The organism is Bacillus piscicola (genome assembly GCF_022458745.1).
In the GTDB taxonomy this organism is placed as follows: domain Bacteria; phylum Bacillota; class Bacilli; order Bacillales; family Marinococcaceae; genus Alteribacillus_A; species Alteribacillus_A piscicola.
In genome coordinates this window covers 218,942-239,120 of record NZ_JAJJJF010000002.1, presented here as the reverse complement: position 1 = coordinate 239,120, position 20,179 = coordinate 218,942, and the positions used below count along the sequence as shown (strand labels likewise).

Annotated in this window: 26 protein-coding genes; all 26 read right to left on the bottom strand. The window is 45.4% G+C overall.

What is annotated here, in order from left to right; translation table 11 throughout:
- Positions 1-3 precede the first annotated feature (3 nt).
- Complete coding sequence (gene fliR, locus LOR49_RS05885) at positions 4-783, bottom strand: flagellar biosynthetic protein FliR (protein ID WP_240375325.1); 780 nt, start codon at positions 781-783, stop codon at positions 4-6.
- 7 nt (positions 784-790) lie between these two features.
- Positions 791-1,060, bottom strand: a complete 270-nt coding sequence (fliQ, locus tag LOR49_RS05880) for a flagellar biosynthesis protein FliQ (RefSeq protein ID WP_240375324.1) — start codon at positions 1,058-1,060, stop codon at positions 791-793.
- A gap of 43 nt (positions 1,061-1,103) precedes the next feature.
- Positions 1,104-1,787, bottom strand: a complete 684-nt coding sequence (fliP, locus tag LOR49_RS05875) for a flagellar type III secretion system pore protein FliP (RefSeq protein ID WP_240375323.1) — start codon at positions 1,785-1,787, stop codon at positions 1,104-1,106.
- Complete coding sequence (fliO, locus tag LOR49_RS05870; RefSeq protein WP_240375322.1) at positions 1,784-2,470, bottom strand: flagellar biosynthetic protein FliO; 687 nt, start codon at positions 2,468-2,470, stop codon at positions 1,784-1,786. The genes fliP and fliO overlap by 4 nt, the downstream gene beginning before the upstream one ends.
- A gap of 17 nt (positions 2,471-2,487) precedes the next feature.
- Positions 2,488-2,850, bottom strand: a complete 363-nt coding sequence (locus LOR49_RS05865; RefSeq protein ID WP_240375321.1) for a response regulator — start codon at positions 2,848-2,850, stop codon at positions 2,488-2,490.
- Positions 2,851-2,867: 17 nt separating this feature from the next.
- Positions 2,868-4,109, bottom strand: a complete 1,242-nt coding sequence (fliY, locus tag LOR49_RS05860; protein ID WP_240375320.1) for a flagellar motor switch phosphatase FliY — start codon at positions 4,107-4,109, stop codon at positions 2,868-2,870.
- Position 4,110: 1 nt separating this feature from the next.
- Positions 4,111-5,094, bottom strand: coding sequence for a flagellar motor switch protein FliM (gene fliM, locus LOR49_RS05855; RefSeq protein WP_240375319.1), 984 nt, complete (start codon positions 5,092-5,094; stop codon positions 4,111-4,113).
- Between the two features lie 33 nt (positions 5,095-5,127).
- Entirely contained in the window at positions 5,128-5,556 is a 429-nt protein-coding gene (gene fliL / locus LOR49_RS05850) for a flagellar basal body-associated protein FliL (RefSeq protein ID WP_240375317.1), read from the bottom strand.
- A 1-nt stretch (position 5,557) separates the two neighbouring features.
- Positions 5,558-5,770, bottom strand: a complete 213-nt coding sequence (locus tag LOR49_RS05845) for a flagellar FlbD family protein (protein ID WP_240375316.1) — start codon at positions 5,768-5,770, stop codon at positions 5,558-5,560.
- Between the two features lie 59 nt (positions 5,771-5,829).
- Positions 5,830-6,618 (bottom strand): flagellar basal body rod protein FlgG, encoded by a 789-nt coding sequence (gene flgG, locus LOR49_RS05840; RefSeq protein ID WP_240375314.1) that lies wholly within the window; start codon positions 6,616-6,618, stop codon positions 5,830-5,832.
- 88 nt (positions 6,619-6,706) lie between these two features.
- A complete protein-coding gene (locus tag LOR49_RS05835; protein WP_240375313.1) occupies positions 6,707-7,093 on the bottom strand; it encodes a TIGR02530 family flagellar biosynthesis protein in 387 nt (128 codons plus the stop codon).
- A 27-nt stretch (positions 7,094-7,120) separates the two neighbouring features.
- Positions 7,121-7,648, bottom strand: coding sequence for a flagellar hook assembly protein FlgD (flgD, locus tag LOR49_RS05830; RefSeq protein WP_240375312.1), 528 nt, complete (start codon positions 7,646-7,648; stop codon positions 7,121-7,123).
- Positions 7,649-7,657: 9 nt separating this feature from the next.
- Complete coding sequence (locus tag LOR49_RS05825) at positions 7,658-9,064, bottom strand: flagellar hook-length control protein FliK (protein WP_240375723.1); 1,407 nt, start codon at positions 9,062-9,064, stop codon at positions 7,658-7,660.
- 70 nt (positions 9,065-9,134) lie between these two features.
- A complete protein-coding gene (locus tag LOR49_RS05820; protein ID WP_240375311.1) occupies positions 9,135-9,704 on the bottom strand; it encodes a MotE family protein in 570 nt (189 codons plus the stop codon).
- A gap of 4 nt (positions 9,705-9,708) precedes the next feature.
- A complete protein-coding gene (gene fliJ / locus LOR49_RS05815) occupies positions 9,709-10,155 on the bottom strand; it encodes a flagellar export protein FliJ (protein WP_240375310.1) in 447 nt (148 codons plus the stop codon).
- A gap of 3 nt (positions 10,156-10,158) precedes the next feature.
- Positions 10,159-11,475, bottom strand: a complete 1,317-nt coding sequence (gene fliI, locus LOR49_RS05810) for a flagellar protein export ATPase FliI (protein ID WP_240375722.1) — start codon at positions 11,473-11,475, stop codon at positions 10,159-10,161.
- Positions 11,450-12,253 (bottom strand): flagellar assembly protein FliH, encoded by an 804-nt coding sequence (fliH, locus tag LOR49_RS05805; protein ID WP_240375721.1) that lies wholly within the window; start codon positions 12,251-12,253, stop codon positions 11,450-11,452. The genes fliI and fliH overlap by 26 nt, the downstream gene beginning before the upstream one ends.
- Before the next feature lies 1 nt (position 12,254).
- Positions 12,255-13,268, bottom strand: a complete 1,014-nt coding sequence (gene fliG / locus LOR49_RS05800; protein WP_240375309.1) for a flagellar motor switch protein FliG — start codon at positions 13,266-13,268, stop codon at positions 12,255-12,257.
- 16 nt (positions 13,269-13,284) lie between these two features.
- A complete protein-coding gene (gene fliF / locus LOR49_RS05795) occupies positions 13,285-14,874 on the bottom strand; it encodes a flagellar basal-body MS-ring/collar protein FliF (protein ID WP_240375308.1) in 1,590 nt (529 codons plus the stop codon).
- Positions 14,875-14,907: 33 nt separating this feature from the next.
- Positions 14,908-15,204: a flagellar hook-basal body complex protein FliE gene (gene fliE / locus LOR49_RS05790; RefSeq protein WP_476693202.1), complete on the bottom strand. Its 297-nt coding sequence runs from the start codon at positions 15,202-15,204 to the stop codon at positions 14,908-14,910.
- A gap of 52 nt (positions 15,205-15,256) precedes the next feature.
- Complete coding sequence (gene flgC, locus LOR49_RS05785; protein WP_240375307.1) at positions 15,257-15,721, bottom strand: flagellar basal body rod protein FlgC; 465 nt, start codon at positions 15,719-15,721, stop codon at positions 15,257-15,259.
- A 4-nt stretch (positions 15,722-15,725) separates the two neighbouring features.
- Complete coding sequence (gene flgB, locus LOR49_RS05780; protein WP_240375306.1) at positions 15,726-16,118, bottom strand: flagellar basal body rod protein FlgB; 393 nt, start codon at positions 16,116-16,118, stop codon at positions 15,726-15,728.
- Between the two features lie 337 nt (positions 16,119-16,455).
- The gene (gene codY / locus LOR49_RS05775) at positions 16,456-17,238 is read right to left on the bottom strand and encodes a GTP-sensing pleiotropic transcriptional regulator CodY (RefSeq protein ID WP_240375305.1); all 783 of its coding nucleotides are present in this window, start codon (positions 17,236-17,238) and stop codon (positions 16,456-16,458) included.
- Positions 17,239-17,262: 24 nt separating this feature from the next.
- A complete protein-coding gene (gene hslU, locus LOR49_RS05770; RefSeq protein WP_240375716.1) occupies positions 17,263-18,654 on the bottom strand; it encodes an HslU--HslV peptidase ATPase subunit in 1,392 nt (463 codons plus the stop codon).
- 30 nt (positions 18,655-18,684) lie between these two features.
- Complete coding sequence (hslV, locus tag LOR49_RS05765) at positions 18,685-19,245, bottom strand: ATP-dependent protease subunit HslV (protein ID WP_338021131.1); 561 nt, start codon at positions 19,243-19,245, stop codon at positions 18,685-18,687.
- Positions 19,239-20,171 carry a tyrosine recombinase XerC gene (gene xerC / locus LOR49_RS05760; RefSeq protein ID WP_240375304.1) on the bottom strand — a complete coding sequence of 311 codons (933 nt, stop codon included), beginning with the start codon at positions 20,169-20,171 and terminating at the stop codon, positions 19,239-19,241. The genes hslV and xerC overlap by 7 nt, the downstream gene beginning before the upstream one ends.
- Positions 20,172-20,179 lie beyond the last annotated feature (8 nt).

The window sequence follows — 20,179 nt, the reverse complement described above, 5'->3', positions numbered from 1 at the left end:
GATTTATCCCCCTCCGAGAAGCCCCATCAACGTTCTCATCGCCTGGAACATATCCTGAAAAAGATGATCTGCCGCCATGAAAAATACAGGAAGAGTAATGGCCAAGAGTGGCAGGCCGGCAAATATCTTCAAAGGCAGTCCGACAACAAATACGTTCATCTGCGGAACAGCTCTTGACATCATCCCGAGAGCGATATCGACAAGGAAGAGCGAACCAATAATCGGAAAGCTCATTTGAAAAGCAATTGTAAACATTTTTCCAAACGATTCTACAACGTGTTTAATCACGGCTTCTCGACCAAATGGCAAGGTCAGCTGATCAAGCGGAATAAACTCATAACTGTAATAGATACCGTCCATGACCACATGGTGACCGTCAACTGCCAGTAAAAACATGAGCGCAAATGTGTATAAAAAACCGCCCATGAGCGGGCTTTGAGCACCTGTTTGCGGATCAATAACATTAGCAACTAAAAAGCCTAACGAAATATCGAGAAACATCCCCGCAACTTGGATCGCATAAATTAAAATCCCAGCGAGAAGTCCGATACTTAACCCAACGAGTAGTTCTTTCAGAATAAGCAGCAAAAAAGAGCTGTTGACCGCCACATCACCAGCGTCAATCGTAAACATAATAATAAAAGCAAAAAAAACAGCAAGACCTACTTTAAAAACGGCCGGAACATTCCGATATGAAAAGAGAGGCATGCTTGAAAAAAATGCGAGCACTCTTACGAAAACCAATAAAAACAGCGGCAGTTGATCCATCCATTCTAAATTCATAAGCGTGTTATCCTATAAATTCAGGAAGATTGCTTAATATTTGGTATGTAAAATGAATAAGCTGTGACAGCATCCAAGGCCCGAATAAGATTAGTGCCAGGAGCACTCCTAATATTTTCGGAATGAACGCAAGCGTCTGTTCTTGAATTTGTGTCGTAGCCTGGAAGATCGCTACTCCGAAGCCGAGCACGAGCGCAATCACAAGAAGCGGTCCGGCTACGAAAAATACCGTCCATACCCCATTTTCTGCCAAGCTGATGACTGTTTCAGGAGTCATAACTTCATCACCTTCTACACTAAAATACATCACACAGGGTTGTTTACCGGTAACTGATTAACAGTGACTCAACAACCAAATACCAGCCGTCCACTAGAACAAACAATAGGATTTTAAACGGCAGAGAGATCATTACCGGCGGCAGCATCATCATCCCCATCGACATAAGAACACTAGCGACGATCATGTCGATAACGAGAAAAGGAACAAAAATTAAAAATCCTATTTGAAACGCTGTTTTTAATTCACTGATCGCAAATGCCGGGATGAGCGCTGTCAGCGGAATATCAGCTAATGTTTCCGGTTTATCCATGCCGGCATAGCCCATAAAAAGAGCTACGTCTTTTTCACGCGTATGCTTCGACATGAATTCCTTCATTGGAACTGCGGCTTCGCTAAACGCTTCTTCTTGACTGACTTCCCCGTCGAGAAGCGGGGAGAGCGCATTTTCATTCACTTCGGAAAAGACAGGCGCCATAATAAAAAATGTCATAAAAAGAGCGAGGCTGATTAAAATTTGGTTGGGCGGCATTTGCTGTGTGGCAAGCCCCATCCTCACAAACGAAAGCACAATGACAATTCTTGTAAAACAAGTCATCAGCACTAAAATTGCTGGTGCAAGTGATAAGATTGTAATGAGAGCAATTAATTTTAGCGTCGTTGCAACCTCAGCCGGCTCATCGCTTACGATATTGCCAAAATCAAGCGCAGGAATAAAATAAGTCATGAGTCATACTCCTTTAAATGCTGTCGCGCTTTCTTTCTCGTTTTCTTTAGATCGTGAAGCTGTTCTCTAAAGAGATCTTGAAACGAGTCCTGCTTCCCGTTTTTATTAGAAGCGCCTGCCTGCTTAAAGCGGTCAAAAAAAGAAAACCCTTGCCTGCCCCACGACTCTCCTGGCGCTTGTTTTCTCTCTATCAACTGGTTGATTTCTTCCTCATTCATAATTTCTGTTAATAGTTGAATAGATTCTCCTACCCCAACGACGAGCAGGCGCTCTCCCACTTTAACGAGCTGGATAGATTTATGCTGGCCAAGCGGTACGCCGCCAAGATTTTGCATCGTTTGGTGAGCTTGAAATGTTTTCGTTCGCTTATTCAGTATTTTTACCAGGAGGTACATGAGGCCGATAACGACAGCAAGCGCAACAATCAACTGAAAAAACACTGCAAACAAACTACGTTCTTCCATTAAATCTGCTTCTACTTGCTCAGGCTCTTTCTCGGTGATCGTTGTTCTCTTAGAGGGCTTATCTGCCTCAGTGTCGTTCTTCTCGTTGTTATGCAACGCTTCGCTGATTGTGCGGCTGTCGTCGGATGGGGCGGCATGTGCCGGCAGGGCAGAAAGCCCTGCGGCCGCAGCGACGATCACCACTATCCACAATAGCGCCCACTTTCTTATTTGTATCACGTTCGTCCCTCCGCAGATCAGCCTAATGTTTTATTTATTGCTTCAAGAACTCGATCCGCTTGGAACGGCTTAACAATAAAATCTTTCGCGCCTGCCTGTATCGCATCTATAACCATCGCCTGTTGGCCCATCGCAGAACACATGATCACTTTTGCATGTGGATCTGCTGCGCGAATTTCTTTCAAGGCGGAAATACCGTCCATCTCCGGCATCGTTATATCCATCGTCACCAAATCCGGTGACATGTCCTTATACAGTTGCACTGCCTCCTGGCCGTCTTTTGCTTCCCCTGCTATTTCAAAACCATTTTTCTCCAAAATATCCTTGATCATCATGCGCATAAATGAAGCGTCATCTACAATTAATACGGAATGTGCCACGTTACGTCCCCCTATAGTTAATTTAATTTTCTAAGTCTATCAGACTGGCTGACAATGTCCGTGATACGAACACCGAAATTCTCATCAATGACGACAACTTCCCCTTTAGCCGTCAACTTCTGATTGATTAAAATATCAACCGGCTCACCTGCTAGTTTGTCAAGTTCAATAATAGATCCGGGCGCAAAGTCAAGAATATCCTTGATAGAGTGCTGCGTTCTGCCAAGCTCTACTGTCACCTCAAGTGGAATATCAAAAAGCATATTAAGATTTCGCGATTCGGATTCATTAAGCGACGGCGTTTCAAAAGACGAGAATGCGACTGGCTGGACTTGTTTAGGCTGTGCTTCCTCGGGCCTTCCCTTTGTCGTTCTATTTGTCTGCGACTCCGCAGAAAACGATGAGCTCGGTTGTGGTGCCGGTCTCTCTTTATTTTGCGGCTGTCTTGGCGGCTCCAACGACGGATCAGGCTCCCGTTCCTGCATAAGTGGTTCTGCTTGGGCGGGAGGTGCTTCATTGACCACTGGGTTCATTAGATCAGTGACCATTTGTTTTGCAAACGGGATCGTAAATATTTGCATGATCGACGAATCAATTAAGTCACCAATTCGGAGGCGAAAGGAGTTCTTCACTAACATTTCGTCATCCGGTATGTTGCTCGTCCCCTCATCCTCTTTCACGTCCATAATGTCTATCCCGGGCGGTGAGATATCGACTCGCTTGTTAAAGACAGTCGACATTGATGTCGATGCTGATCCCATCATTTGATTCATCGCTTCCTGCACCGCGCTTAGCTGCATGTCATCAAGTTCTCCTGGTGGGTTTTTCCCATCCCCGCCAAGCATGAGATCAGCAATGATCGCTGCATCGCTCGTATGAATTGTAAGCAGATTCGTCCCTTCAAAGCCATCTGTATACTCAACGTGAACGGCAATGTATGGGTGCGGAAATTCAATATCCAGGTTTTTTCGTTCTATAATCGACACAATTGGTGTCGTAATGTCTACTTTTTGATTTAACAGCTGAGAGAGGGCGGTGGCGGCACTGCCAAATGAAATGTTACCGATCTCACCAAGCGCGTCTTGTTCGATTGGATCCAAGTAGCGATTGATCTCGTTGTCAGTGTCCGAATCATCTTCTGGGACATCCGGGGATGATCCCTCTCCAGCGCCTTCCCGTTGCTCCTCTTCATCCTCATCGGCGCCAACGCTCTTTAGTAATTCATTGATTTCTTCCTGGGAGAGCATGTCATCATTCATACTAATCCCCCTCCTCGATTTCTTTAGTAATCTGCACGGCCATATGCTGTTTTAACTGTCCAGGCTGAGCATAAAACTTCACCTGTTCTCCGGCCATTACGAGCAGGGGGGCGTGGATGTTTTGATCCAGTTGAATCACATCCCCTGCACTCAGATGTAAAAATTCCTCCACCGTGAGCTGAGAGCGGCCTAAAATGGCTGTTACCGGCAGTGGGGCGGATTGTACGGCTTGCTGTAATCGTTCTTTTTCCTTCTCATCCCGCTGGCGAATTTTGTTTTGCATCCAGTGGTGTACCGTCAGTTTCGGAAGCGTCTCTTCAAGAACTACGTGTGGCAGGCAGACATTCAGCATCCCTGTCGTTTCGCCGATAGTCGTTGCAAGCGAAATGACGACTACCGTTTCATTCGGTGAAACCATTTGTAAAAACTGCGGGTTCACTTCAAGGTCTTCCATCACAGGCTCAATCTCCAAAACTGACTCCCAGGCGTTGCGAAACTCTTCTAGCATTCTCTCAAATAGCTGCGTCATAATTTTCGTTTCAATTTCCGTTAAATTATCGATTTTATTGACGCTCGTCCCTTTACCGCCAAGAAGGCGGTCAAGCATGGCATAGCCGATATTCGGATTCACTTCAATGAGCAGCCTGCCTTCTAACGGATGTGCTTCAAACACGTTCAAGAGCGTCATTCTTGGAATCGAACTAATGAATTCATCATATGGAAGCTGATCAACTGACGCGACTGAAATTTGTACAAACGTCCGCAGTTGCGCAGAGAAAGCAGTCGTTAACAGCCGTGCAAAATTTTCATGAATCCGGGACAGGCTGCGTACCTGATCCTTGGAAAAACGGAGTGCTCGTTTAAAATCATACGTCCGTACTTTTTTCTCGGCATCCTCTTTTTTTAATTCGTCCGCGTCCATTTCACCGGTTGATAATGCGGAAAGCAGCGAATCTATTTCACTTTGCGAGAGAACATCTGCCATTACCATCACCCTTACTTCGCGAATCCCATATTCCTACTGCACGATGCGGTCCGTTGTATACACACGGACCACTTGTCCTTCCTGCATCTTTTCATTGATTTTGGACCGAAGTGTTTTTTCGAGATCTTCCAGTCCTTCCTGGGCCCGAACCTCATCTGCGGTCCGACCAGCCAGCTCGTGAATGATAATATTGTTTACTTGAAAGTCCCGTTTCGCAAGCTCCTTACGCGCTTCTTTTGAATCCGTGTGAATTTGAAAACGAGCTTTCAAAAAATGATTATCTTGGAGATTGGTCGTAATTTCTTCGGTTTCCCAAGAGTTTTCGATAATCTCATCAATCGTCGGCTCCGCTCCAGCTTCTGGGGTCGAAATAAAATTCATAATGACAAGGGCAATAACCCCGACACACGTTAACGATAATAAAAGGATAAGCATAATGTTCACTAATCTGTTTTGAAACATGTTAGACCCCCTCCTCTCTTACGGTAAGCCCGATAAGACCGATGCGCCGGTAGAAAGCATTCGCCAGGTCACGAACTTCCTGTTTGCTTTCTTTCACGACCATTTTTTTGCCGTTAATGAGTGTAATCGTCGTATCCGGCAGTGCTTCAACTTGTTCGATTAACGGAGCACTCAACAAGAAAACTTGACCATTTAATTTTGTCAGCTCAATCATACATATGACAGAGCCGGGACACTTCCCGGGCTCCTCCTCCTTTTACACTGCATCACGGATTACCGTTTCAAATTCATAAGCTCCTGCAGTATTTCATCCGCTGTCGTAATCCCACGCGTATTCGCCTGGAACCCGCGCTGTGCCACAATCATCTCTGTGAACTCCTCTGAAAGGTCTACGTTTGACATCTCAAGTGTTCCGGCGACTAACTCACCAGCCCCTCCAGCACCAGGGACCCCTTGAGTTGCGTCACCGGAGTTGTCTGAGACTTGGTACAGATTATTTCCAGCCTTTTGTAAGCCTTCCGGGTTATCGAACTGAGCTAATTCTATTTGTCCTGCTTCTTGTAAATCCCCATCTTCATCCACATAACTAACTGTTCCATCGGCCCCGATACTAAAACTTTCTGAAGATGTTGGAATTTGTATGTCTCCGTTTGTTCCCAAAAGCTTCAACCCATCGCCATTAACAATGGTACCTTCCGCGTCAAAATAAAAATTCCCCGCCCGTGTGTAAAACGTCATCGCCCCATCAGTCACTTGAAAAAAACCATCTCCGGAAATACCAATGTCGAGTTCCCGATTTGTACTTTGCAAGCTCCCTTGAGTATGGATCGTATCAATACTACCTAACTGTGCTCCCAAACCAACTTGACGAGGGTTAACACCTCCACGGTCCCCTGTCGGTCCGGTAGCACCGGCGATTTGCTGACTGACCATATCTTTAAAAGTAGCACGGCCTTTTTTAAATCCGTATGTGTTTACATTAGCAATATTGTTGCCGACGACGTCTAGTTTTTGCTGAAAATTTCTCATTCCGGAGATACCGGAGTACATGGAACGAAGCATAGGCTTCATCCTCCCTTTTTCTGGTTGATTTTCTACGGCGTCCATCGTTCAGCCGTATGCCGGTTTCCTAAGGTCAGGTCGAACCGGGTCAGATGACAATTGTTCCGTTAATGTTTGTAAAGATATGTTCAGCTGCTTCTTGCCTGCTCATGGCGGTGATTACTGTGTTGTTTATGGCACTTACGACTAAAGCGGCCTCAGCGGTGAGGACAATTGAGTCCTTGACACCTTTTTCTTTGGCCTCCGCTACCTTCACGGTAATCTTTTCCCATTCCGCTGGAGTGACGGTTACCTCACGTGCGTGAAAGCGTTTTTCCGCGTGTTTGCTGATTTTTAAAGAGCTTTCCCCGTGCAGCTGTTCGCGAATAACATCTTTGAACACGGCGCGTGCGTTAGGCCGAGCGATCGACTGCGGACCTGGTTTCTTTAGATGAGGCAGCTGCTGCAGTCCACTCGTATGGATGCGTGAATGCATGGCGTTCGCCTCCTGTGTTATATCCCTTTATTCAACTACCGGCTCATCCGCTTTCTCTTCGTTATGTGAATCATCCAAGTCGGGTTCTTCTGAAACAGAAGATTCCCGGCCTACTTGAAGAAGCTGCTCGCTATTAATCCAGCGGCCATCATCGAGAAGCAGGCGAATATTGCCGTCAAGATCACGCTTTACCGACTGAACAGTATTTTCAATCTCTTTCGTCTCGATAACGTGGCCGTCTTTTTCAATTAATTTGATCCAGGTGATATTCTGGCCAATCAATTCACTATGTTGAACGAGCGCACCGCTTTCCTGGGCATTGACAAAACGCTGTAGAGCCGTGTTCATGTTTGTCATTTGCTCCAGGGAAGAGAACTGCGCCATTTGGGCGATGAATTCTTTATCTTCCATCGGGTTCAGCGGGTCCTGGTTGGAGAGCTGGGCAATGAGTATTTTCAAAAAGTCATCTTTCCCCATCATGTTGCCTTGCTTACTCGTGATTTTGGGCTCATTTTTCGCGGGTAGTGCGTATGTTTGCTGTACCGTATTTGACATCCTTGTCACCTACACTTTTTCATTAAACGTTAGCTCATCAAGCATGGCTGCAAAAAGTTGCGGGGGTTCTTCCTCATCCTCATGCCGGTTCTGTTCATTGCGGCCATCATCCGGCGCAGACTGCTGTTGGTCATGTGGTTCACTATCTTGTTGTAAGTAGGAAGGCGTTTGCTGCTGGATATCAATGCGCTCTACCGGAATCTGCTGCTGGACGAAAGTCTGCCTTAAATGAGGGAGCTGGCTCTCTACGATGTCACGTGCCGCTTTCGTAGTTGTTAACAGTTGGGCATGTATCTGGCCGTTTTGCTGGATCAGCTTAATATCAATGCGGCCGAGATGTTCGGGATGGAGCTTAATTGATAACTGCTGGGAACCATTTTGAAATGATTGCAAGCTGCTCTTTCCAAGTAGATCGTGAAGCTGCCTCATGAACTGCTGGCCGCGAGCATGGACTGTTTTTTGTTCGCCAATATGGATGACCGTCTGCTGTACTTTGTCCAGAACGATTCCTGCTTCCTGTAACGGGAGCGCCGTTTTTGTTTTGCCATTCTGTACTCCCGGGTTCAGTATTGTTCGCCGAAGCAGGTCTTGTAAATAGGTATCCTTTTTTGTGTTCCCCAGCGTGTCCTCGGATCGCAGAACGCTCCATGGTGACGAGTTTTCCAGCTGTCGGGACAGATCAAACAGCGATCGTACTCCTTGCTGCCATATTTCTGTTTTTTGATGAGGAGCTTGCTGTCGACTTAATAAGCTCGTGTGCTGCAAGGTAAGCCGGTCGACATATGTTTCTTTTTGTTGAACTTTCTTAGCATGCGGAACTAAATCTGTGTCTGCAAGCTTATGAATAGCCTGGTGAATGGCTTGGACAAATTCACGAGAAGGTAACGCTTGCGATCGTTCATCTGTCGAATTGCCTGCAAGGTCGCCTATCGCTGCTTTAAGAAGTACAAGCATTCCTGTCACCGTTTCTGACAGCTGTTCATTTGTTTGAACTTCTGTTTCTCCATTCGCTGCCGGCGAAGTCTGAAACACATCCGCAAGGAAAGAGAGTACTGTTTCCTCTGAAGCACCTGCTAATTCATCAATCTGTTTCTGTAAGGCGTCGGGCAGAGCAGCAAACAATTCCAACTCCCCTATTTCTCCTCTGCCGAGCAGCTCTGTTATTTCCTCTTTAAATGTCTCTAGAACAGCACTTCCCTCTTTTTTCAAAAGCTGAAGGATACTCCCTGCTGCTAGTTCTGTCGTTTTCTCGCTGTTTTCAGGCTTTTCTATACCCGGAATTAAAAAATCCGTTAAAACAGCTTCAAAAGCACCTTCCTGTCCGGGATCAGAACCCTGAACTGGTTTTGCAATTCCACGTGTCGCTGCGCTTTCTACGAAACTTGCAAACAAAGGACCATTGCTATTAGTCGTCATCTGCACATCTATCACCTCCTTTCAGATCCTCTTGGATGATTTTGCATAAGATCACTTGAAGTTCCTATTTCTAGTCATTCAGCTTCTTCATGATTGCAGCTGCTTTTTCTGGTTCCATTTTTCCTAGTATTGCCGCCTGGGCATCGACACTCATCTCCTGCATATGTAAAAGGATCTGTTCGATGTTCATCTCTGAAAGGATAGCAGCCGCTTTTCCTGCTGACATCGCTTCGTAAATTTTTGCCATATCCTTTGATTGAGACGGGGCTTCGTCGATTTCTTCTCCTTCTGTTTCCAACTCAATTTGTAACGTCTCCAGCTCTTCTTGTACATTTCGCAGCTCCAATTCCTTTGCTTCCAACTCCTGCTTCAGTCTCGAAACTTCTTCTTCTTTTGTGGTTAATTTCTCCAGTGCTTCTTCTCCAGAAAGTCCGGAAGCTTTGTTTCCATCTTCGTCTTCGAGGAAATCTACGACAACCGGGATGTCTTGCATCGCATTTTTGCCCAGATCGATGACATTAACCCCCAGGATCGATAGAAAGACAACACCAAGTATGACTGCAAACAGAGTGGGAATACAGACGATCAACATGAACCATTGCAGTTTTCCTGCCTTTTTTTCGGTTTGTTTTTTCGGCATACGTTCACCTATTTTCAGAGAAAACGAAATTACGTATAGAGATTTCATCCATCATCGCGGCTTCGTCTTTTTTTAATTGCTCCGCAAATTTTTCTTGTTCCCGTTCTTTCATTTTTTCATATTTTTTCCATTCAATAGCAGCAACCTGCAACTCTGTTTCTTTTTGTTGCATGCGACTGCGGGCGGTATCAGTCTGTTTCGTTGCAGTCGCTATCCTGTCATGAAGATGGAAGAGCATGCTCTCATTCTGCTGAAGTTCTTGTATTTTTAACCCTGATGCCATTCTCCCGCTGAAGAGAGTCTCTATTTGTTCTTTCTGGCTTAAAAGTTTATATAACGACTTAGCCGCCAATTCGAATTGCGTGACGGAATGCTGATATTCTTGTTCTCTTTTCTCTTTTTCTTGTTTTTTCATTTCTAAGATTTTTTGGAAAGAATACTGAAAGACCATCTGTTATTCTCCTCTGTTCGTATAAGTCGCGATCAGAAAATCGACAGTATGTTGAAATCGTTCCGGCGAGTTCGTCTCTTGCTGCAAGAAATTAATCATAGCCGGGTAAAGAGCAACTGCTTGATCAATAGCCGGAGATGCACCTTTCTTGTAAGCCCCGATATTAATCAGGTCCTCGGACTCGCTGTACGTTGCTAAGTGTTTTCGGAAATTTTCCGCTGCTTTTCGGTGAGGTTCGCTTACAATTTCATTCATGACCCGACTCACACTTTTCAACACATTAATCGCCGGATAATGGCCTTTGTCCGCTAGTTTACGGTCAAGAACGAGGTGCCCATCTAGAATTCCGCGGACAGCATCTGCAATCGGCTCATTCATATCATCTCCGTCTACAAGCACGGTGTAAAATGCGGTAATCGTTCCTTTATCACTCGTACCTGAGCGTTCCAACAGCCGGGGGAGCAGGGCAAAGACGGACGGAGTATATCCTTTCGTAGTAGGAGGCTCTCCAACGGCTAAGCCGATCTCGCGCTGCGCCATCGCAAACCGTGTTACCGAGTCCATCATTAAATTGACATGTTTTCCCTGGCTGCGAAAATGTTCGGCTATGGCGGTTGCCGTCAGTGCGCCCTTAATCCGCATCAACGCTGGTTGGTCAGAAGTCGCTACCACAATGACCGATTTTTTCATGCCCTCTTCTCCGAGATCACGTTCGATAAAATCTTTCACTTCACGGCCGCGCTCGCCGATTAAGGCAATGACATTCACATCGGCATCAGAATAGCGAGTGATCATCGAAAGCAGAGTACTTTTTCCGACGCCGCTTCCAGCAAAGATACCGATTCGCTGTCCCTTTCCGACGGTCAACAGTCCGTCTATCGCCTTGACACCGAGTGGAAGCGGTGTATGAATACGAGGTCTTAAAAGTGGGTTAGGCGGTTCCTTTTCTGTCAGCACCGTTGTGAGCCCTGCCGGAAGTGGTGACCCGTCCAGCGGGTTTCCAGCGCCATCTAGTACTTTGCCGATAATACCACTTCCGGTCTTAATTTGAAGCGGCTTTCCCGTTGCCTCGACAAGACTGCCGGGACCGATTTCAACTGTTTGTGTCAGCGGCATTAATAAGACAAACTTGTCCTTAAAACCGACAACTTCTGCTTTTACCGGTTCTTTTCTCCCATAAGTATGAATGAGACAGAGATCACCCACAGATGTGCGTGGCCCTTGTGATTCAATCGTCAGGCCGATTACCCTCGTCACTTTGCCGTATTGTTTGTAAGGATTCATAGCGGAAATTTCAGGAATGAGTTCCACTGCTTTCATCATCGTTTCCTTCCTTCAACAGTTCGTGAAGTTTTGTTTTTAATTCAGTAAGTTGACTGTCAAGCGCGGCGTCCACCTTTCCGTAAGGCGTTTCAATCATACAAGACCATGGCTTTAGGTCAGCGTCAGGAAAGATCGTTAAGTTCTGGCCGTACCCGAGCAATGCCGCCAGTTCCTCACGATGCCGTATCGTTTCTTCGTATTGACCTGGAGCAACAGAGACAGTGATATCCTCATGATCTTTCACTTCCTGAATCGCATTCTTCACAATTTCAATCCAGGCACTGTCTTCCCTGTCGAGGGCGGTGTACATAATACGATTTGCCACCGCAAGGGCCAAATCCAAAATGACCGGTTCTGCTTTTTCTACACAATGCTCGTACTCTTCTTTAGCAGCGATAATCGTCTCCCGTGCTTCCGTAATTGCCGCTTCAAAAGATGACCGGCCCTCTTCCTGCCCCTTTTGATACCCTTCGCTGTAACCTTCTCGCTCCGCATTACCAAAGGCTTCCTGTATGCGCAACTTAGAATCTTCTTCTTCCTCACTGATCTTCCGGCGTACTTCCGCTAATTCATATTCGGCTTGCCGCATTATCCTGTCTGCTTCATCTTTCATGTGTGCCGCCTGCTGTTCAATTTTCTTTATTTCTTCCATTTTGAAGTCGTGCGGGTTATCGGTGTCTTCGTGGGCACCCTCCGGAAACAACGGTACGGCTGCTTGCAGGTGAACAGGACGTTTTTCCTGACCAAGTGTACGGGCATTGGCTGCCTTTATCACTCTAGACAATAACGTCATCTCCCCCGCCACGGGCAATAACAATCTCACCAGCATCCTCAAGGCGGCGGATGACAGAAACGATTGTCGTCTGTGCTTCCTCTACATCGCGTAGCCGCACCGGCCCCATAAATTCAATTTCATCTTTGAATGTATCTGCCATCCGTTGGGACATGTTGCTGAAAATAATTTCTTTCACTTCGTCACTGGATACTTTTAGAGCAAGCTGCAAGTCCTCGTTATCAACGTCTCGAATAACACGTTGAATGGAGCGGTTATCCAGAGTAACAATGTCCTCAAAAACAAACATTCTCTTTTTAATTTCTTCAGCAAGATCGGCATCTTGCATTTCAAGTGTTTCTAAAATCGTGCGTTCCGTGCTGCGGTCGACCCCGTTCAGAACTTCAACAAGTGATTCAATCCCGCCCGCTTCCGTATAATCCTGCATTACTGTAGTAGATAACTTTTGCTCCAGTATCGTCTCGACTTCGTTGATAATTTCAGGAGAAGTACTGTCCATCACAGCGATTCGCTTTGCAACGTCGGCCTGCACTTCCTGAGGAAGGCTCGACAGAATCTGTCCTGCTTGGCCAGACTCTAAATACGATAAAATGAGGGCGATCGTCTGCGGGTGTTCGTGCTGAATGAAATTAAGAATTTGGGTCGGGTCCGCTTTTCTAGCAAAATCAAAGGGCCGCACTTGTAAGGTAGAAGTGAGACGGTCTATAATGGCCATCGCTTCATTTTCTCCGAGAGCTTTCTCAAGAACACTCTTTGCATAGCCGATGCCGCCTTGGGAAATGTATTCTTGGGCAATCGCAATCTGGTGAAATTCCTCGAGAACTTTTTCCTTTGTGTCGTTGTCTACTTTGCGAACATTGGCGATTTCAAGTGTCAGCTTCTCAATTTCCTCTTCACTTAAATGCTTGTAGATTTCCGCGGATACATCCGGTCCGAGTGAGATAAGAAGCATCGCCGCTTTCTGTTTACCACTGATTCTATCTTTCGTCCTTGACATGACTTCTTACCCCCTCTTAATCTTCAGACAGCCACGTTCTTAATAGTTTTGAGAATTCTCCAGGATTTTCCCTGGCGAGTTTCTCCAACTGCTTGCGTCGGACTGTATGTTCTGTATTCTCCTCTTCAGGGAGATCCGGTATTTCTTGTTCCGTACCTATATCTTCTAAGAATTCTTCTTCATCGGCATCTGTTTTACGTCTCTTCCATAACAAGAAGAGCAAAACGAGCACTGTCACTGCTAAACCGCCAGCTACGATATACATCCACATCGGAACGGTCGGTTCTGGTTCTGGTGTGAGATCAGTTTTTCCCGCGAATTCCTGTGCAGAGACAAAGATTTTGTCGTTCAGTTCATTAGCTGTCATGTCTTGTTTATAGGCTTCATCAATGCTCGTACTAATCACCGTGCTCAGAATCTGTTCAATATCCCCAATGGTCTGAGGGTCTAAAGAACCAGGATTTGCCGGGTCAGGTGGCTCCACCATTACTTGAATGCCCATATCTCTTACTTTATAAGGACTTTCGACGATCTCTTTTTGGATACGATTAACCTCGTGATTAATACGGCTTTCGGTACGTTCGTAGTCTCCATCTCCTGCATTTGCAGCTGCCGGATAATTGGCGACATCACCCTCACCTGCTCCCGGGATACCGCCTTCTTCGGGACGGCCCCCTTCATAGGTTTCCGTAATGCGCTCAGCACTGATTTCAATACCTTCCATGTTTTCCTCATCGACAGGTTCTACAAGCCGTTCTTCGCGATTTTCCTTCGTGAAATCGAGATCAGTCGTCACTGAAACAACTACTTTATCTCTACCGATCATCGTCCCAAGCATTCTCTGAATCTGTGATTGAATGTCTTTCTCGATGTCATTTTGAATGCTCCGTTGTTCTTCATAGACACTGAGAGCAGAATTGGATATATTTTTATTTTCATAATCAAAAGGCTCAAACATTTCATTCATAATGACGATATTATCAACAGACAGATTGGGAACACTTTTTGCGACGAGATGGTATAAAGCACGCACTTGCGGTTGTTCGAGACTGCTCCTTCCTCCCGTGTTTAGAACAATAGAGGCTGACGCTCCCTCCGCCTCATCTGCTAGCCACGTTGATTCTTCCGGCAATGTGATCATCACATTTGCCTTTTCTACTCCGTCAATATTTTCAATGAGGCGACCCAATTCGGTCTGCATCGCCGCACGCTCCATTACACTAAACTCATTATCCGTCATTCCAAAGCCCATCTGATCTTCGATAAAGGTGTAATCGATAGATCCGCTCTTTGGAATGCCCTCTGCTGCCAATTCGACTTTCAGCGCGTCTACTTCTGCTTCCGGCACACTGATTGTAGTCCCGTCATTTGTCAAGCGTGAGGAAATCCCACGTGAATCAAGGCTTTCTTTAATCTGACCAGTTTCATCGGGAGGAAGGCCTGAGTATAGAGGAGCATACTGGGTGCGCGTACCGAAGAAAATGGCGAGAAACAGAATGAGCAATAGGAGAGCAATAAGCGCGACTAACATTCCTTTTTGCTTTTTGGACCGTTCTTGCCAGTATTCTATTAATCTATCTTTTTGATGTAGTACTTTCTCTTTCATAGGTCCTCCCGAAACTACTCACACGATCGCTCACTACACTTGCATACGCATGATTTCCTGATAAGCTTCCAATGCTTTATTTCGTACTTCGATTGTCGTTTGCAGCAATACGCTTGCTTTCTCTGCTGAAATCATCACATTATGCAAATTTTCTGTTTCGCCGGTGACTAGCTTTTCTGTCATGCGATTTGATTCCAGCTGGGCTTCGTTTACATTGTTAATGGCTTGTTGAAAAGCCGTCTTAAATGCCGTTTGTGCTTCTACTGGTGTTTTCATCCTTGGTTTGCTTTCCGTTTCGTTTGAAGCGTCAGGCAGACCATATGTATTCATGATAGAGTGAATACTCATGTAAGAGCTCCTCCCTTCCTTCCCGTATCAGCCTTTACTGGCCGCGTCCTATTTCGAGTGCTTTCAAAAGCATATTTTTGGAGGCATTCATCGCTGTAACATTTGCTTCATAGGATCGAGTTGCATTCATCATGTTCACCATTTCCTTTAGAGGATCTACATTCGGAAGTTGTACAAAGCCGTTAGCATCGGCGTCAGGATGTTCCGGATCATACAGTTGTTTAAATGGCGACTGATCTTCTACAATACGATGAACACGCACGCCTCCTCCATGGGCCGCAGTTCCTTTTTCTGCTTGGGCCCGCTTTAAAGAGGAAGAGAAAGTGGGATTAGCAGGGGTAAAGGATACCATTTTTCTCCGGTAAGGTTCCCATTCCCCATTTACGAGACGGCCTCTAGTCGACTGCGCGTTGGCCATGTTAGCCGCGGTGACGTCCATTCGCAAACGCTGGGCGGTAAGCGCGGATGCGGATGCATTCACTCCGTCAAAAATCCCCATGATTCTAACCTCCTCTCACAGCCGATTTGAGACTGTTGTACTTACTGCTCAAACGGTCTGTAAGAGCATTGTAGTAGATTTGATTTTCAGCAAGCTTCGACATTTCTTTGTCCATATCCACATTATTACCGTTATGGTTGTACATCGTAGACGAGTCCTCGGAAAGGTAGAGGCCCGCTCGCTGGCTGCCAAACTCCAGATGGCGCGGTGAGGTGCGGTGAGCTTTTACATGCTGATCTTTAGCCGTTTCTAAAACCTGCCGAAAATGCGCACGTTTGGCTTTATAGTGGGGCGTATCAACATTAGCAATGTTCTGAGATATCGCACGCTGTTCCAACGCAGCTCCATTAAGACCGGCCTCGAGCCGTCGCAATGAAGCGGAGTCAAAGAATCCCATATTCTCCCTCCTTCATGATTTAAAACGTCCTAACTGCACATGTGAACTGGTGAAAAAGGTAATTATGACAATAGTAGGTGGTTCATTATGACAATAGTAGGTGGTTCATCCTTCATTTTTCGCCATTTTTTTACGGAATACTCCTTAAACATCTTTCATTGTATATAATTCTGGTAAAAATGTCTACAAGCTTTTTACTCGATTTACCATTTCAAGATGAAAGACCCACCTCTTCCATATATCTATTTCACTATGGATTTCACGATGGCTCTTTGTCGCAACCAACAAAAAAGCTGCCTGGAAAGGTTTTTCTTCCCAGGCAGCCTTTGATTTTTCATTAACCGTTTTCTTTTATTCTGTCTAATTCAAATAAGAATTTATCGTTAAGCACTTTAATATAGGTTCCTTTCATTCCAAGGGAGCGGGATTCAATAACCCCCGCACTTTCTAGCTTTCTTAACGCGTTAACGATAACGGAGCGAGTAATGCCGACACGGTCTGCAATTTTACTAGCGACGAGCAGGCCTTCTTTCGCGTCCAGCTCTTCGAATATGTGTTCCACCGCTTCCAGCTCACTGTAGGAGAGTGAGCTGATCGCCATTTGTACGACCGCTTTACTACGGGCTTCTTCTTCAATTTCTTGTGCTTTCTCATGTAGAATTTCCATGCCGACTACCGTTGCGCCGTACTCGGCCAATACAAGGTCATCATCGTTATACTCATCATGCAATCGGGCAAGTACCAGAGTTCCAAGACGCTGTCCTCCACCAACTATCGGTACAACAGTTGTAAGACCACCCCGGAACAGTTCCTTATCTTCCACCGGGTATGCTGTATACTCACTGTCTACACTCAAGTTAGACGATGTCTCTGACACTTCAAAAAGACCTGCTGTATATTCTTCCGGGAATTGGCGGTCGGCGATCATTTTTTCCATTCTTTCGTTTTCAATTTCTTGTTTGATTGCATAACCTAACAATTTACCGCGACGGCTGATCACAAACACATTAGAGCTGAGCACCTCCTGAAGGGTTTCAGCCATGTCGGTAAAGTTCACACTGTCGCCACCAGCTTTCTGCAGCATGTCATTAATCTTTCGGCTTTTTGTTAATAAGTCCATTTTCAATGTCTCCTCCTGTTTTCCTTACAAAATATAACGACTTAAATCTCGGTTTTTTGCGATCGTTGATAATTTCTCTACTACATACTCAGGTGTGATCGTTATCTTTTCCATCGTAATGTCTGGCGCTTCAAAAGAAAGGTCTTCTAGTAGACGCTCCAGTAAAGTATGCAGCCGGCGGGCACCGATGTTTTCCGTATGTTGATTAACATCTTGCGCAAGTTCCGCGATTTTATCTACAGCATCGTCAGAAAATTCCACGTTTATACCTTCTGTTTGCAATAAAGCTTGATATTGCTTAATTAATGCTTGATCTGTGTCCAACAATATTTTAATAAAATCTGCCTGGCCAAGGCTGTCTAATTCTACTCGGATCGGAAACCGCCCTTGCAATTCAGGGATAAGATCAGATGGTTTCGACATATGAAAGGCACCAGCCGCCATAAACAAAATGTGATCGGTTTTCACCGGACCATACTTTGTTGTTACCGTCGAGCCTTCCACTATCGGCAGTATATCACGCTGTACGCCTTCTCTCGAAACATCTGCACTGTTTTGCTGTTTCCCTGCAACTTTATCAATCTCATCTATGAAAATAATACCCAGTTGTTCAGCTTTCGAAACGGCAATTTGGCTGACTTCATCCATATCCACCAATTTTTGTGCTTCTTGTTCTGTTAACACTTTGCGTGCTTCTCTAACAGCAAGACGACGTTTTTTCTTCTTTTTCGGCAACATGTTGCTGAACATTTCCTGCATGTTCATCCCCATTTGTTCCATACCGGATCCTTGGAACATATCGATCATATTGCCGGCCTGTTCCTCTACTTCCACGGTTACGAGATGATCTTCAAGTTCCCCCATAGCCAACTGATGTTCAATCTGCCTTCTTCTTTGGGAAATGCTTTGATCTTCTTCGGTCTGCTGTTCTGACTCTTCCTGATTTTGCTGCTGAAAAAGCATTTCAAACGGATTTTTAGACGTCTGCTGTTTCCTTTTCGAAGGCACTAGCAATTTTACCAACTTTTTATTCGCTTCATGTTCCGCTTCTTTTTTTACGTTATCCAACTTCTCTTCTTTCACAAGCCGGATGGAAGCTTCCACCAGGTCACGAACCATCGACTCCACATCACGTCCAACATAACCAACTTCCGTAAATTTGGTCGCTTCTACTTTCGTAAACGGCGCACCAGTCAGCTTCGCAAGCCGCCGTGCTATTTCCGTTTTTCCAACACCAGTCGGTCCAATCATTAAGATATTTTTCGGGGTGATTTCTTCCCGTAACCTATCTGTAAGTTTGCTGCGTCGATAACGGTTGCGCAAAGCTACAGCTACCGAGCGTTTCGCCTTATCCTGACCGATGATATACTGATCAAGCTTTTCAACAATTTGTTTAGGCGTAAGCGAGACCTCCATCATGCATCATCCCTTCCTATTCAGTATCTATTAACTGTCTTGATCGGGAAGTTCTTCAACGATTATGTGATCGTTAGTATAGACGCAAATATCACCTGCTGTTTTCAAGGCAGCTTTAGCTATTTCCCGCGCTTCTAAATGAGGGGCGTGAGCTTTCAAAGCTCTACCTGCTGCCAAAGCATAATTACCGCCAGAACCAATCGCAATAACACCATCATCAGGAACGATCACTTCACCTGTACCGGCAACAAGTAGCAGTGTATCTTGATTCATTACGATCAGCATCGCTTCCAGACGGCGAAGCATTTTATCACTGCGCCATTCTTTCGCCAGTTCTACGGCCGCCCTCTCTAAATGACCATTCCACTGTTCGAGTTTCCCTTCAAACATGTCAAACAAGGTAAAGGCGTCAGCAACGGACCCGGCAAAGCCTGCCAGTACTTGATCGTGGTAAATCTTACGTACTTTTTTGGCGGTGTGTTTCATGACAACAGACTCACCGAACGTAACTTGCCCGTCGCCTGCCATTGCACCTTTTCCTTGATGATGGACCGCAAATATCGTCGTAGCGTGAAAGGGTGAGTTCAAGATGATTCTCCTTTCTTACGAGCCCGTGGATGGGCGTTTTCGTACACACTTTTCAACCTATCTTTCGTCACATGCGTGTAAATTTGCGTAGTTGACAAATTCTCATGGCCAAGCAGCTGCTGGACACTGCGCAAATCTGCCCCGTTGTTTAATAAATGGGTAGCAAACGTATGACGCAAATCATGGGGCGATATATGGAGCATTTGCGATACATTCTGCACACGTTTGCGGACAACATAATACACCCCTCTTTCAGACAGAGCGGTTCCTTTGTTACTCAAGAAAAGCGCAGCAGAAACACCTTGCTTCTGTTTAGCAGCTAAACTCTGCCTCGCATTGTTTTTGTAATAAGAAATGGCCTCGAGAGCAAAACTTCCAACTGGAATGTAGCGTTCTTTGCGGCCTTTTCCTTTTACCAAAACAGTCCCCACGTCTTCATCCAGATCCTCAAGTTGTATGCGGCAACATTCGCTGACGCGCATCCCAGTCGCGTACAGTAGTTCAAAAATAGCCAAATCACGTTGATCGAGCGGCTTTTTCACATCGAAGGAAAGAAATAACTGTTCCAACTCATTTTCATACAAAAAATGCGGCAGTTTTTTCTCTTTCTTAGGCATATTCGCTAATAGAAAAGGGTTCATTTCAATATCTTCTTCTCTTTTTAAAAAGGAATAAAACGATCGTAGCGCAGAAATCTTCCGGGCGACCGTTGCCCGCTGATGCTTTTCATCATATAGACGGCTGAAAAAGAGCCGTGCTGTGCCGCTATCCGCATCAGTTGGCGACTCAATGCCCTCCGATTTCAAAAATTCCCCGTACCCTTTTAAATCATTAACATATGCTTTTAATGTCCATTCCGAAGCATTTTTTTCAACTTGTAAGTATCGCAGAAACTTGTGTAAATAATTGTCAAGCTTATTCTCTGCCATAAACTAGG

Coding starts and splice junctions, on each gene's coding strand:
- flgD (WP_240375312.1), bottom strand. CDS start 7,648: ATGTCAAATACGGTACAGCAAACATACGCACTACCCGCGAAAAATGAG.
- fliP (WP_240375323.1), bottom strand. CDS start 1,787: ATGACTTATTTTATTCCTGCGCTTGATTTTGGCAATATCGTAAGCGAT.
- LOR49_RS05845 (WP_240375316.1), bottom strand. CDS start 5,770: ATGATTGAGCTGACAAAATTAAATGGTCAAGTTTTCTTGTTGAGTGCT.
- fliG (WP_240375309.1), bottom strand. CDS start 13,268: ATGTCAAGGACGAAAGATAGAATCAGTGGTAAACAGAAAGCGGCGATG.
- flgB (WP_240375306.1), bottom strand. CDS start 16,118: ATGGGATTCTTTGACTCCGCTTCATTGCGACGGCTCGAGGCCGGTCTT.
- LOR49_RS05820 (WP_240375311.1), bottom strand. CDS start 9,704: ATGCCGAAAAAACAAACCGAAAAAAAGGCAGGAAAACTGCAATGGTTC.
- flgG (WP_240375314.1), bottom strand. CDS start 6,618: ATGCTTCGTTCCATGTACTCCGGTATCTCCGGAATGAGAAATTTTCAG.
- LOR49_RS05825 (WP_240375723.1), bottom strand. CDS start 9,064: ATGACGACTAATAGCAATGGTCCTTTGTTTGCAAGTTTCGTAGAAAGC.
- hslU (WP_240375716.1), bottom strand. CDS start 18,654: ATGGAGGTCTCGCTTACGCCTAAACAAATTGTTGAAAAGCTTGATCAG.
- codY (WP_240375305.1), bottom strand. CDS start 17,238: ATGGACTTATTAACAAAAAGCCGAAAGATTAATGACATGCTGCAGAAA.
- xerC (WP_240375304.1), bottom strand. CDS start 20,171: ATGGCAGAGAATAAGCTTGACAATTATTTACACAAGTTTCTGCGATAC.
- fliF (WP_240375308.1), bottom strand. CDS start 14,874: ATGAAAGAGAAAGTACTACATCAAAAAGATAGATTAATAGAATACTGG.
- fliQ (WP_240375324.1), bottom strand. CDS start 1,060: ATGACTCCTGAAACAGTCATCAGCTTGGCAGAAAATGGGGTATGGACG.
- fliR (WP_240375325.1), bottom strand. CDS start 783: ATGAATTTAGAATGGATGGATCAACTGCCGCTGTTTTTATTGGTTTTC.
- LOR49_RS05835 (WP_240375313.1), bottom strand. CDS start 7,093: ATGCATTCACGCATCCATACGAGTGGACTGCAGCAGCTGCCTCATCTA.
- fliE (WP_476693202.1), bottom strand. CDS start 15,204: ATGAATACATATGGTCTGCCTGACGCTTCAAACGAAACGGAAAGCAAA.
- fliM (WP_240375319.1), bottom strand. CDS start 5,094: ATGGCAGATGTTCTCTCGCAAAGTGAAATAGATTCGCTGCTTTCCGCA.
- fliL (WP_240375317.1), bottom strand. CDS start 5,556: ATGTTTCAAAACAGATTAGTGAACATTATGCTTATCCTTTTATTATCG.
- fliI (WP_240375722.1), bottom strand. CDS start 11,475: ATGAAAGCAGTGGAACTCATTCCTGAAATTTCCGCTATGAATCCTTAC.
- fliJ (WP_240375310.1), bottom strand. CDS start 10,155: ATGGTCTTTCAGTATTCTTTCCAAAAAATCTTAGAAATGAAAAAACAA.
- fliY (WP_240375320.1), bottom strand. CDS start 4,109: ATGAATGATGACATGCTCTCCCAGGAAGAAATCAATGAATTACTAAAG.
- flgC (WP_240375307.1), bottom strand. CDS start 15,721: ATGGGGATTTTTGACGGAGTGAATGCATCCGCATCCGCGCTTACCGCC.